This is a genomic window from Paraburkholderia unamae (assembly GCF_003096875.1).
GTDB lineage: Bacteria > Pseudomonadota > Gammaproteobacteria > Burkholderiales > Burkholderiaceae > Paraburkholderia > Paraburkholderia unamae.
In genome coordinates this window covers 413,578-426,407 of the sequence record NZ_QEOB01000006.1, presented here as the reverse complement: position 1 = coordinate 426,407, position 12,830 = coordinate 413,578, and the positions used below count along the sequence as shown (strand labels likewise).

Below are 12,830 nucleotides of genomic sequence, written 5' to 3'. Positions count from 1 at the left end.
TTGCAGGCGGCGAACCGCGGCTACGTGATGGACTCGGGTCTCGTGACGATGGAAGGCGAGGCCAAGCAGATGCTCGACGATCCGAAGGTGCGCGCGGCGTATCTGGGCGAGTAAGTGGCCGAATCAACGGGCATGTGACGGCCGACGTCGCACTGGCAAAACAGCTTGGGGCCGGGCTCCGCGTTGCGCGGAGCCCGGCTTTTTTGCGCTCGTTGCTTGCTGGCTTCTGTGCCGGGTCAGCGGTGCTCGGTGACGAATTTCGTGTTCAGGTAGGCTTCCAGCGCCTCGGTTCCGCCTTCCGACCCGTAACCTGAATCCTTCACGCCGCCGAACGGCGCCTCGGGCAAGCCGAGGCCATGGTGGTTGATCGACACCATGCCGCTTTCGATGTCGTCGCCCAACGAAGCAAGCGTTGCCGCGCAGCGCGTATAGGCATACGCCGCGAGTCCATAGGGCAGGCGGTTCGCTTCCGCAATCGCTTCCTCGCGGGTGTGGAACGACGCTACGGTTGCGATCGGGCCGAACGGCTCCTCGTTCATGATGCGTGCCGTGAGCGGAACGTTGGCGAGGAGCGTAGGCGCGAAGAAGTAGCCTACGCGTCCGATGCGATGCCCTCCTGTAACGAGCGTGGCACCCTTCGAGCACGCGTCGGAGACGAGTTCTTCCATCGCACGCAGGCGTCGCTCGTTGGCAAGCGCGCCCATCTGCGTGCGGGTGTCGAGTCCGTCGCCGACCGTAACGGCCTGTGCAGCAGCGGTGAAGTGCGTGATGAATTCGTCGATTGCGCTGTGCTCGACGCTCAGACGAGTCGGCGCAATGCACACCTGGCCCGCGTTTCGGAATTTCGCGGCGGCGAGCAGGCGGGCCGCTCGCGGTACGTCGCTGTCCGCGAATACGAGCGCGGGAGCGTGGCCGCCCAACTCCATCGTCGCGCGCTTCATATGCGCGCCTGCTTGCGCGGCAAGCAGCTTGCCCACAGCGGTGGAGCCTGTGAAGGAAATCTTGCGGATGGCGAGATGGGCGATCAGATACCCTGAAATCCGCGCGGGCTCGCCGAACACCAGATTCAGTACGCCGGCGGGTACACCCGCGTCGACAAAGGCGCGTACCAGCGCAGCGCAGCTCGCGGGCGTTTCCTCCGGACCTTTCAGGATGACGGAGCATCCGGCTGCGAGCGCGGCGGAAATCTTGCGCACGGCCTGATTCACAGGGAAATTCCAGGGCGTGAAGGCGGCGACAGGACCGACGGGCTCGCGCACGACGAGTTGTCTGACCGCCTTGGAGCGCGAAGGGATCACCCGTCCATACGCGCGGCGCGCTTCTTCCGCAAACCATTCGATGATGTCGGCCGAAGCCAGTGCTTCGAGGCGCGACTCGGCGAGCGGTTTGCCCTGTTCCAGGGTCATCGTGACTGCGATATCTTCGGCGCGTTCGCGCATCAGTTGCGCCGCACGGCGCATGAGTGCACTGCGCTCGAAAGCGCTTACGGAGCGCCAGGTCCTGAAGCCACGCTGCGCGGCTTCGACGGCCGCTGCGAGGTCGGCTTCGTCGGCGCACGCGACGCGGCCGATCTCACGCTCCGTAGCCGGGTTGATAACGGCGAGCGTGCGCGCGGCGGTTCGCCAGGTTTGGTCGATGTAGAGGGCGGTGTCAGGGTAGTTGTGCGAGGGGCTCATTGAATATCCGTTCAGCAGGGGGCATGCTCAAAGGGAGGGCGCGATTTCGCGGCGCAACGCGCTAATGTCCGGCACGACGCCGATGCCCGGCGCGTGCCCAAGCCGTACGCGTCCGTTCAGCGGCTGCTCGATGGGTCCCGCGAGCAGCGAGCGAAGCGGATTTGGATTGGCGTCGACTTCGAGCATACCGCTGCCACCGCTGTCGCCAGCCGCGGCGAGCAGATGCGCGGACGCGAGCAGGCCCACGCCGGCACCGAGATAGTGTGGGCAATACGTCAAGCCGGCCGTGCGCACGGCCTGCGCGATGGGCAAAGTGCCGGAAATGCCGCCCCATTTGGCCGCGTCGGGCTGGATCACGCGCAGCGCGCCGTTCGCGATGCCGGCTTCGAACGCCGCGGCGTCCGCGAAGTTTTCGCCGGCTGCCAGCGGTGTCACGAGATGATCGGCCAACGTACGCCATTCGACGGCAGGTCGGTTGCAACGCAGCGGCTCCTCAAGCCAGACGAGATTGTGTGCGTCGAGCACCTCGCCCATCGACAGCGCCGTGTCGAGATCCCACGCCTGGTTGGCGTCGGCCATCAACTGCGCTTGTGGCCCGATCATCTCGCGCAGTGCCGCGAGGTTGGCTGCGTCGCGCTCGCGGCCAAAACCGAGCTTGAGCTTGAACGCGTTGAACCCGCGAGCGAGGCGTTCGGCGACGATGGGCTCCGCGCCGCCCGGATTCAGGCCGCTCGCGTAGACGCCGATCTCCTCGTTCCGGCCGCCAAGCAGTCGCCAGAGCGGCAACCCGGCGCGGCGGGCCTGCATGTCCCAGAGCGCCAGGTCGACGCCCGCAATGGCCTGTGCGATGGGCCCGTGCTCGCCCGACTGGAGGGCCAGGATGGCCGTGCGCTGTGTGAGCTGCTCGAACACAGCGGCGGGGTGTGAGAGCTGCTGGCCTTCGAGCAAGGGAGCCAGCACGGTGCGAATCAGCGCGGCGCGATGCTCGGCACCGCACGAAGGGAAGTTGCACCACACCTCGCCCCAGCCTGACGTGCCGTCGCGCGCGATGATTTCGATGAACAGGGCGGGGCGGTCGCGCATGATGCCGAACGACGTCTGTACGGGCATCGCAATCGGGCAGCGCAGGACGTGGGCTTCAACGCGTTCGATGGTGACAGGAGAGAGGTTCGGCTCGTCGTGCTGGGGCCAGGTCATGGCGTGGAGTCTCCAGATGGAAGGCGTCAAGGCAGAAAGGACACCGGGTTTTTTAAATTATTAAAGTATGGTTTATGGTACTTTAATCTTGCTGTACGTTTCAAGTCCTCGTGGGAGAGAGTGTGATCGTGCGCAGCGTAAGATCCACGTTTCCAGCTTTTACTACGTGCTTACCATGCGGCCTTCGTCATCCAGTCCGGTTCCGCTCTATCTGCAAATTGCCGACACCTTGCGTGATCGGATCGCCCGCGGTGTGTGGCGCGACGGTGATCTCATCCCGACGCTCGAACAGATCGCCGGGGAGTTCGAGGTGGCGCGCGTCACCGCCCGCCAGGCAGTGCAGTTGCTCACCGTCGAAGGCGCGCTCAAGCCCATGCGTGGCCGCGGGACGTACGTCAGTGCGCCTTGCGCGGCGTATCAACCCGTGCACGTAGTCACGAGTCTCGATGCACTTGCCGAGACCTATCGCAATACGACGCCCGAACTGCTCACCATCGACGAGCACCGGCGCATGCCTGCCGTGCGGGAACAAGACGGCACGCTTGCCGGCGCGTACACCTACATGCGGCGGGTGCATTCGATGGGTGGCGCACCGTACTGCGTGATCGGTCTGTATCTGGAGGATCGGTTGTTTGCGCGTTCGCGAGCGCGTTTCCGTAAGGAGACGGTGATCCCGATCCTGATGGAGATGAGGCCGCGGCCCATGACCCGGGCGCACCAGACGCTCACCATCGGATCCGCCGACGCCGACACGGCGTATCTTCTGCGAATTCCCGTGGACGCGCCCGTGGCGCGCGTGCAGCGCGTGTTTAACGACGCCGCCGGCGTCATCGTCTACTACGCGGACGTGGTCTATCGCGGCGACGCGGTCAATCTTGAAATGGACCTGGACGTGTGACGTTCCACGGCCTGCGGCCGCCCTCTGCGCGCCGTAACGGCTACGCGCTCTCGCGCTCGACGATCTCGTACGTGAGCAGGTTGTCGCGCTCGATCGCGTCGGTGGGCGCGTCTTCTTCGATCGCGCGCAGCAGTTCGATTACGCGCAGCGCGGCGATCCTGCCCATTTCGTAGCGCGGGGGCCGTACGGTGGTGAGCGACGGGACAAGCTTGTCGGCGATCGAAAGATCCCCGAAGCCCATCACGGCGCACGTTTGTGCGATCGCAATCCTCTCGCGCAGGCCGTGCAGCAGCGCGCCGGCGGCGAGATTGTCGTTTGAGAAGATCAGCGCGTCGGCGGGCGTGCGACCGCTCGTGAGCGTGCGAAATGCCTCCGCGCCCGCGTCGAGCAACACCGTGGCCTGCGGCCGGAACGTGGCAGGCGCGAGGCCCAGTTCGTGCATCGCCGCTTCGTAGCCGCTCGCGCGGTCGTTCGCGCCGACGTCGTCGGTGCGTGGTGGATGCACGAAGACAATGCGCCGATAACCTCGCTCGTACAGGTAATGCGTACTGTCCTTGCCAACCGAGGGATTCGAAAAACCGACCTGAATATGCTGCGGACGCGTTTTGTGCGCCCACGTCTCGACAACGGGGACGCCCGCGTTCGCGAGTAATTCAGTCGTCTTGCGCGAGCGTTTCTGCCCGGTCAGGATGAGCGCGGCGGGCGCCCACCCGATAAACGCCCGAACGGCCGCTTCCTCTTCCTCTGTCGAATAGTTGCTCGAGGCGAGCAGCAATTGATAGCCGAATGGCCGTAGTGTGTCGGTTACCGCCTGGATGGTCTCCTCATAGACGCCGCCGGCGATATGCGGGATCACCATGCCCACGCAACGTCCCCGTGCAGACGCGAGTGAACCGGCGAAGACGTTGCGTACGTAGCCGGTTTGTTCGATCGCGGCCGCAATGCGCTGCTGCATGTCGAGGCGGACACTCTCCTTGTTGCTGAAATATCGCGAAACGGTCATCGCCGAGACGCCGGCCAGTTCGGCGACGTTATGCAGCGTGGTGCGACCGGATCCGCGCCGCTTTCGGGCTGACTGGGTCATAACCAGGGAAATCCTTGAATCAGTTCGATTGACTTCGTGTTAGCGCTAATGAATACTAACTCGAGGTAGCGCTAACATAAAAATATCCCCAAATCCCGCCCGCCGGCCTCGCGGACGGTTTCGGGGCTTTCAAAGGAAGCAGTGAAACGTGAACAAGATGCGAAAGCGACTGGAAGAACTGCGTAGCCAGCGTTGGCTCGCGCCCGACAACACGCGCTCGTTCGCGCACCGGCAGCGCTTGCAGCAGATGGGGTTGCGCCGGGAAGAGTTCATGTCGCGTCCGGTGATCGCGATCGTCAACACGTGGAGCGATCTCTCGCCGTGCCACGCACACCTGCGCGAGCGCGCGGAGGCGGTCAAGCGCGGCATTTTGCTGGCGGGCGGCATGCCGTTCGAATTGCCGGCCATGTCGCTCGGCGAGGTGTTGGTCAAGCCGACGACGATGATCTACCGCAATTTTCTTGCGATGGAGGTCGAGGAACTCCTGCGCTCGTTGCCCATCGATGGCGCCGTGCTGCTTGGTGGCTGCGACAAGACCGTGCCGGGCCTCTTGATGGGCGCCCTAAGCGCAGACCTGCCATGCATCTTCGTGCCCGCCGGGCCTATGCTCAACGACCGCTGGCGTGGCGAGAAGGTGGGCGCGGGCACGCATACGCGCAAGTTCTGGGACGAGCGCCAGGCCGGGCAACTGAATACTCGCGAGTGGATCGCGCTCGAATCACACATGTCGCGTACGCCAGGCACCTGCAACACGATGGGCACGGCGAGCACGATGACGCTGATCGCCGAAGCCATGGGTTTCACATTGCCTAACGCTTCCAGCATTCCCGCCATGGACGCCGCGCATACGCGCATGGCCTCGCAAAGCGGCGAGCGTATCGTCGAAATGGTCTGGGAAGATCTGAAGCCTTCCCGCTTCTTCAATGCGAAGTCGGTGGCGAACGGAATCGCTGCTTATATGGCGATTGGTGGATCGACGAATGCCGCGATTCATCTGATTGCCATCGCAGGGCGGGGCAACGTACCGCTCACGCTCGACGATATCCAGCGCGAGGGCAAGGATATTCCGGTGCTCGCGAACATTCTGCCCTCGGGCTCGAGCCTGATGGAGGACTTCTATTACGCCGGCGGCTTGCCCGCTCTGTTACAGCGCATTCATGAGCGCCTCTCGCTCGACTGCATGAGCGTGAACGGCCGCACGCTGGGCGAGAACCTCGAGTACGCACGTTGCGATGATGAAGACGTCGTGCGGTCGCTCGCGCAACCGGTGAGCGAGCGGCCTGCGCTTGCGGTGCTGCACGGCAACCTCGCGCCATCAGGCGCCGTCATCAAGCCGAGCGCGGCGAGCGAGTCGTTGCTCCGGCACACGGGCCGGGCGCTGGTGTTCGATTCGATGGCGGACCTGAATGCGCGCATCAATGATCCCGATCTCGACGTCGACGCCCACACCGTTCTCGTGCTACGCAACGGTGGTCCCCTGGGTGCGCCCGGCATGCCGGAGTGGGGCAATCTGCCGATTCCGAAAAAGTTGCTGGAACAGGGTGTGCGCGACATGGTGCGCATCTCCGACGCGCGCATGAGCGGGACCCACTACGGCACTTGTGTGCTGCACGTCGCGCCTGAGGCGGCCGCAGGCGGCCCACTCGCCTTGATACGCACGGGCGACGTGATCGAACTCGACGTCGCAGCGGGAAGCCTCGACGTGCAACTCTCCGACGCCGAACTGGCACAGCGCCGCGCGCAATGGAAACCGGCCGTGCCGATGCCGCCGCGCGGCTACACGAAGATCTTCCTCGAGCACGTTACCCAGGCCAACGAAGGGTGCGACTTCGATTTTCTCGCGGGCTGGCACGAGCCGGCCGAACCGGCGATCTACTAATAGCGGAGGCATCGTGGTGAACAAGCCCCTGACCGAAGGGAACGACTTTCTCAAACTGCTGGAAGAGGCGGCGACGCCGCTCGGCACCTGGCTGATGGCGGGCACGCCAAGCAACGCCGAAGCGCTCGGGCACACAGGCTTCGACTGGCTCCTGATCGACATGGAGCACGGCCCCATCGATTTTCGCGAGGCATGGCAGATGATGCAGGCCGTGGACTGTACCCCGGCAGTGCCTGTCGTGCGCGTTTCGAATAGTGACGATCCGGCGCTCGTCAAACGCGCGCTTGATCTCGGTGCGCGCACGCTGATGTTTCCCTATGTGCAAAGTGCCGCGCAAGCACGCAGGGTCGTCGAGTCGATGAAGTACCCGCCGCTCGGACAGCGAGGTTTCGCTGGCATACACCGGGCAAGCCGCTATGGCATGGTGAGCGACTATGGCAAGCGTGCGAACGATTTGACGGCGTGTATCGTGCAACTGGAGACGCCGCAAGCCATCGATTGTCTCGAGGAAATCGCCGCGGTTGACGGCGTCGATGCACTCTTCGTCGGTCCGGGCGATCTTTCGGCCGCGCTTGGCTGCATCGGCGACCTCCAGAACGCGCGCGTGCAGACGCTGATGGCCACGGCTGCAAAGCGTGCACGCGCCGTGGGCAAGCCGATCGGAACGCTCGGGCCCACGCCGGAGATGGTCCACGGATTCGCCAAAATGGGCTATGACTATGTGGCGGTTGGCTCGGACCTCGTGTTCATGTTGCAGCAGGCGAAGTCGGTTGTCGCACGCATGAAAGGGCAGGCCGATCACGCTTCGATGAAGGTGGCCTACTGATGAGCGCGATCTATTCCTCTCTGGAGAACACGACCGTATTCGTCTCGGGCGGCGCGTCGGGCATCGGCGCAGCGCTCGTCGACGCGTTCGTCGCTCAACGGGCGCGCGTCGCGTTCTGTGACCTCGACGAAGCCGCGGGGCGCGCGCTGTGCGAGCGCTATGAAGGTCCGTCGCGCCCCTGGTTCGCATCGTGCGACATCCGGGATATCGAAGCCTACCGCCACACGCTCGATGCGGCCGGCGAGGCGCTTGGCCCGATTAGCGTACTGGTCAACAACGCGGGGCGCGACGACCGCTGTGCGCTCGATGAATTGACGCCCGAGCGTTGGCACGACCTCATCGATACGAACCTCACGCACCACGTATTCGCGGTGCAGCGCCTCGCGCCGGCGATGGCGCGCGCGGGCGGCGGTTCGATCATCAATATGGGCTCGATCTCTTGGCTGCGCGGCCGGCCCAATCTTATCGCCTACACGGCGGCCAAGGCGGCGATCAGCGGCATCTCCCGCACGCTTGCACGGGAACTGGGTGGCGCGAATATCCGCGTGAACGCCGTATTGCCGGGCTCCGTGCTCACCGAGCGGCAGAAGGCCCTGTGGTTCGACCCCGCTGACGCGCAGCGCTTCATCGAATTGCAATGCCTCAAATTTCCCGTCGAAATGAAGCATATCGCCGACATGGTGCTGTTTCTGGCATCGGACCAGTCGGCGGCTGTGACCGGGCAGAACATGATCGTCGACGCGGGGCTCGCGCAGGTGTCGGTTGTCGGGTAGCGCACCACGCGCGAGATCAGGTGCAATACGAGAACGCAATATAAATAAAGGAGCGAGACAACAGATGGAAACGCAGACACTAGGCTATGTTCCCGCGAGGTCGCGTCACCGGGCGCGCATCGCGTATTTGTTCGGCGCCTTGGGGGGCATACTTTTTGGCTACGACAGCGGCGTGATCGCGGGCGCGCTGCTGTTCATCCGCAAGGACATGACGCTCAACGCGCAGTTGCAGGGCATGGTGGTGGGCGGCCTGCTGCTGGGCGCGATGGTCGGCGCCTTCGGCACCGGCCGGTTCGCGGACCGCTACGGCCCGCGTAAGATGCTGATCGGTGCGGGCGTGATGTTCATTGTCACCTCGGTGTTGTCCGCGCTCGCGCCGGACCCGCTGACGCTGATCGTGGCGCGCGTGCTCATCGGCATCACGATCGGCGTGTCGACAGTGCAAGTGCCGCTGTATCTGTCCGAGATCGCGCCCAAGCATATCCGGGGCGGTTTGGCGTCCATGAACCAGTTGGCGATCGCCACCGGTATTCTGATCTCCTACGTGATTTGCTATGTGCTGGCGCCTCACGGCCAATGGCGATGGATGCTCGGCCTCGCAGCAGTTCCATCAGTATTCCTCACAATTGGCATGATCTTCCAGCCAGACTCGCCACGCTGGCTTGTGCGGCAGGGTCGTATCGACGAAGCACGCCGCGTGCTGGAGATCACCAACACGCCGAGCGGCGCGGACGAATCATTGCGGGAGATTCAGCGGGCCAATGAAGGGGCACCGACGGTGCGGCTGCCCGATGTGCTCAGGTCGAAGGCGCTGCGTCCCACCTTGATCAGCGTGTTCGGTCTTGCCGTGCTCCAGCAGGCATTGGGTATTAACACGATTGTCTATTACGCGCCGACCATCCTGCGCACCGCGGGCTTCGGTGAATCCACGGCACTGCTCAATAGCGTGGGACTGGGTGTGCTGTCGATCTTCATGACGATCTTCGCCGCGCGCGTCGTCGATCGCGTGGGGCGCCGCCCGTTGCTCATCACAGGGGCGCTCGTCATGGCGCTGAGCATGGCAGCCCTTGGGCTGGTATTTCATTTCGGCGCTACGTCGACGTCAACGGGAAGCACGCTGGCCGTGGCGGCGCTGGCGCTATTCAAGGCGGCATTCTCGTTCAGTTGGGGGCCGCTCGTCTGGGTGATGATGCCGGAGTTGCTGCCGCTGCGCATCCGCGCGAGAACCATGTCGGCTGCGGCGCTTGCCATGTTCCTCATGAACTTCATCGTCGCATCGACGTTTCCCGCGCTGCTCGAAATGGGGGCGGCATCGGCCTTTGCCGTGTTTTCGGGCTGCTGCGTCGTGGCGTGTCTGTTTGCGATTTATCGCATTCGCGAAACCGCCGGATTGAGTCTCGAGGAGATCGAAAAAGACGTCGGCTGATTGCAGCCCGGGACTTGCAGTCAAGTCGTGCGTACAAATAAGGTAGCGCTAACTCAAAAACAGGACACATTCAGGAGACTAGCTGTGAACGGGAGATTCCGCCTCATTGCAGGGGCGTGCGTGTTGGGCACGGCCGTATTGCCCGGATTCGGGCATGCGCAAAGCAGCGTCACGCTTTATGGCACGATTGATAACGCGCTCGCCTGGTCGAGCAACCAGACCACACTCGGCTCGGCAGCCAACGGTCACCACAACTTCCAGATGGCGCCCGGCACGTGGGATGGAAGCAAGTTCGGATTTCAGGGACGCGAGGATCTCGGCAACGGCTGGGCGGCCATCTTCAACCTCATGTCGCGATTCAATTCGGCCAATGGAAACGCGCAGTTCACCAACGCAATGTTCGGGCAGCAGGCATGGGTTGGCATGACGAATCCAGGCTACGGCAGCCTGACGCTCGGCCGTCAGCTCACTTCGTACTACTGGATGATCTCGTCATGGTCGCCCACCAACTGGCTTACCGGATTTTCAGGTGCGCACCCTGGTGATATCGACAACTTCGACACGATCTACAAGACGAGCAACACCGTCCTCTATAAGTCGCCGACCTTTTACGGGTTGAGCGCGAGCGGTGCATACGCCCTTGGCGGCGTGCCGGGCAGCCTGAGTACGGGATCGAGCTGGAGTGCCGGCTTGCAGTACAAGTTGGGTGCGTTCGGCATCGGTGCTGGCATCGAGCGCTTCAACAACGCGACACCTGGCGGCGGGGCATGGGACCCGAACTCCACGGCTTCGCAGGCCGGGCAGATTGGTGTTTCGGCCCTGACCAACGGCTACCGGACAGCGGCCGCGCAACAGCGCATCGCCGTGGCGGGCGGCTATGCCATCACCTCGAACGTGGATGTGTCCGCCACGTATTCGAACGTTCAGTATGTGCCGGGGATTGGCTCGGCGTTCCGAACGACGGCGGTATGGAATACATTCGGCGCCGTCGTGCACGTGCGCGTCGCGGCGGTATGGGATCTGGCTGCGGGCTATAGCTACACCCGCGCCAGCCGGGCAAACGGCATTGCGAGCGGCGCGCAGTATCAGCAGGGCTCGCTCGCGGAGTACTACAGCTTGTCAAAGCAGACGGGCATCTACTTCCTTCAGGCATATCAACGCGCAGGCGGCCAGACGTTGGGATCGGACGGGATCTCGATCATTCCCGCCACAGCCACGATCGGCGATGGCTTCAATTCGTCGCCGTCGGCAACGCGAAACATGATGACCGTCGCTGCGGGATTGATTCACCGCTTTTAAGTACGCGGGATCCGGGAGCGGCGTCGTGTGAAACGCCGCTCCCCGGAGGCGCTCAGACAACCGCTTCGGACTCCTGCACGGCAAGACGCTTGCCGAGACTCACGACCGCATCGGCGCGATAGCCGAGCCGCTCGTAGAACGCGAGCACCTCGGCCTTGTCGGTGAGCACCTGGAGGTTGAGCTTCAGGCAGCCCATCGCGGCGAGTGCGCTTTCCGCATGGCGCACGAGCCGCGTGCCGAGACCGAGGCGCCGCGCCTGCGGCGCCACGGCGACCGAATAGAGCCAGCCGCGATGCCCGTCGTAACCCGCCATCGCCGTGCCGACGATCGCGCCGTCGACGTCGCCGTCGTTGCGAATCGCGACGAAGAACAACTCCGGCTGCGTGCCGAGCTTGTTCGCGATCGACAGGCGCGGATTGCGGTGCGGGCGGCTCGCGTCGTTGTACTCGGGAAACGCCTCGCGCCAGAGCGCGAGCACCGCTTCGGTATCGGCTTCGGCAAACACGCGGATCGTGACGGACATCGCTCGTGCTCCGCTCGATTACAGCGAGTCGAGGATCGTGCGCAGCATCGCCATCATCTGGTCGATTTCTTCCGTCGTCACGTTCAGCGCCGGCATGAAGCGCAGCAGGTTCGGACGCGCGGCGTTGAGCAGCAGGCCGTCGGGCTGCATGAGGCGCGCCTTTTCGACGATCTCCGGACCGATGTCCTTGCCGAGCAGCAGCGCGCGCAGCAGACCTTCACCGCGTTCGCCCTGGAAGCCGCGTTCAGCGGAAAGCTCGAGCAGCTTGTCGCGCAGATACTCGCCGCGCGCGCGCACGCCTTCGAGGAAGCCCGGCGCCACCAGTTGCGAGATCACCGAGTAGCCCGCGGCCGTCATCAGCGGATTGCCGTTGTACGTGCCGCCCTGGTCGCCCGCTTCGAATACGGCGATTTCCTTCTTCGCGAGCAGCGCCGCGAGCGGCACGCCGCCGCCGATGCCCTTGCCGAGCGTCATGATGTCCGGCTCGACGCCCGAGAGTTCGTAGGCGAAGAGGGTGCCCGCACGGCCGCAGCCGCTCTGCACTTCGTCGACGATCAGCAGGATGCCGTGCTTTTGCGTGAGCGCGCGCAGTTGCTGCATGAATTCACGCGTGGCGGGAATCACGCCGCCTTCGCCCTGGATCGGCTCGAGCATCACGGCGACGGTCTTCGCGCCGATGAGCTTCTCGACCGAGGCGATGTCGTTCAGGTCGGCCTTCGGGAAGCCCGGCACTTGCGGCGCGTAGATCGTGTCCCAGCCCGGCTTGCCGCTCGCGGACATCGTCGCGATCGTGCGGCCGTGGAAGCTGTGGTCGAACGTGATGATCTCGTAGGCGCCGTCGCGATGCTTCTTGCCCCACTTGCGCGCGAGCTTGATCGCGCCTTCGTTGGCTTCGGCGCCGCTGTTGGCGAAGAACACCTTGTCGAAGCAGCTATGCTCGGTGAGCAGGCCGGCGAGCTTGGCCATCGGCTCGTTGTAGAAGGCCGGCGACGGGTTGATGAGCAGGCGCGCCTGCTTTTCCATCGCTTCGATCATGCCTTCGTTGCAGTGCCCGAGGCTGTTGACGGCCCAGCCCTGGATGAAGTCCAGGTAGCGCTTGCCTTCGTTGTCGTAGAGCCACGACCCCTTGCCATGCGTGAAAACGATTTCGGGCCGGTTGGTGATGTACATCAGCGACTCGATCGGGTACTCGGAAAAATTCATGGCAACGGGCTCCGCGTTGGGGCTGCAAAAAGGTTGTAAAGAAAAC

General features: G+C 64.0%; 11 protein-coding genes and 1 pseudogene. 7 read left to right on the top strand and 5 right to left on the bottom strand.

Features of this window, described 5'->3' with window-relative positions:
- Window positions 1–114: pseudogene (locus C7402_RS15750) on the top strand (ABC transporter ATP-binding protein); the annotation flags it as partial.
- A gap of 122 nt (window positions 115–236) precedes the next feature.
- Here the strand turns inward: C7402_RS15750 and C7402_RS15745 are convergent.
- Both C7402_RS15745 and C7402_RS15740 read right to left on the bottom strand, forming a co-directional pair.
- A complete protein-coding gene (locus C7402_RS15745; RefSeq protein ID WP_116611233.1) occupies window positions 237–1,676 on the bottom strand; it encodes an NAD-dependent succinate-semialdehyde dehydrogenase in 1,440 nt (479 codons plus the stop codon).
- Between the two features lie 27 nt (window positions 1,677–1,703).
- Complete coding sequence (locus C7402_RS15740) at window positions 1,704–2,873, bottom strand: mandelate racemase/muconate lactonizing enzyme family protein (protein WP_116611232.1); 1,170 nt, start codon at window positions 2,871–2,873, stop codon at window positions 1,704–1,706.
- Window positions 2,874–3,048: 175 nt separating this feature from the next.
- Here C7402_RS15740 and C7402_RS15735 point away from each other — a divergent pair, with 175 nt between their 5' ends.
- A complete protein-coding gene (locus C7402_RS15735) occupies window positions 3,049–3,771 on the top strand; it encodes a GntR family transcriptional regulator (protein WP_116611231.1) in 723 nt (240 codons plus the stop codon).
- 40 nt (window positions 3,772–3,811) lie between these two features.
- Here C7402_RS15735 and C7402_RS15730 read toward each other — a convergent pair whose 3' ends face one another.
- Complete coding sequence (locus tag C7402_RS15730; protein WP_116611230.1) at window positions 3,812–4,855, bottom strand: LacI family DNA-binding transcriptional regulator; 1,044 nt, start codon at window positions 4,853–4,855, stop codon at window positions 3,812–3,814.
- 157 nt (window positions 4,856–5,012) lie between these two features.
- Here C7402_RS15730 and araD point away from each other — a divergent pair, with 157 nt between their 5' ends.
- The 5 genes from araD (at window position 5,013) to C7402_RS15705 (ending at window position 11,058) form a co-directional block, all read left to right on the top strand.
- Window positions 5,013–6,734: an L-arabinonate dehydratase gene (araD, locus tag C7402_RS15725; protein WP_208948942.1), complete on the top strand. Its 1,722-nt coding sequence runs from the start codon at window positions 5,013–5,015 to the stop codon at window positions 6,732–6,734.
- A 16-nt stretch (window positions 6,735–6,750) separates the two neighbouring features.
- Window positions 6,751–7,560: an HpcH/HpaI aldolase family protein gene (locus C7402_RS15720; protein ID WP_244314858.1), complete on the top strand. Its 810-nt coding sequence runs from the start codon at window positions 6,751–6,753 to the stop codon at window positions 7,558–7,560.
- A complete protein-coding gene (locus C7402_RS15715) occupies window positions 7,560–8,333 on the top strand; it encodes an SDR family NAD(P)-dependent oxidoreductase (protein WP_116611228.1) in 774 nt (257 codons plus the stop codon). Before C7402_RS15720 ends, C7402_RS15715 begins: the two co-directional genes overlap by 1 nt.
- Window positions 8,334–8,397: 64 nt before the next feature.
- Entirely contained in the window at window positions 8,398–9,759 is a 1,362-nt protein-coding gene (locus C7402_RS15710) for a sugar porter family MFS transporter (protein WP_116611227.1), read from the top strand.
- Window positions 9,760–9,843: 84 nt separating this feature from the next.
- A complete protein-coding gene (locus C7402_RS15705) occupies window positions 9,844–11,058 on the top strand; it encodes a porin (RefSeq protein WP_116611226.1) in 1,215 nt (404 codons plus the stop codon).
- Window positions 11,059–11,110: 52 nt separating this feature from the next.
- Here C7402_RS15705 and C7402_RS15700 read toward each other — a convergent pair whose 3' ends face one another.
- Both C7402_RS15700 and C7402_RS15695 read right to left on the bottom strand, forming a co-directional pair.
- Entirely contained in the window at window positions 11,111–11,581 is a 471-nt protein-coding gene (locus tag C7402_RS15700; protein WP_116611225.1) for a GNAT family acetyltransferase, read from the bottom strand.
- An 18-nt stretch (window positions 11,582–11,599) separates the two neighbouring features.
- A complete protein-coding gene (locus tag C7402_RS15695; protein ID WP_112173205.1) occupies window positions 11,600–12,784 on the bottom strand; it encodes an acetylornithine transaminase in 1,185 nt (394 codons plus the stop codon).
- Window positions 12,785–12,830 lie beyond the last annotated feature (46 nt).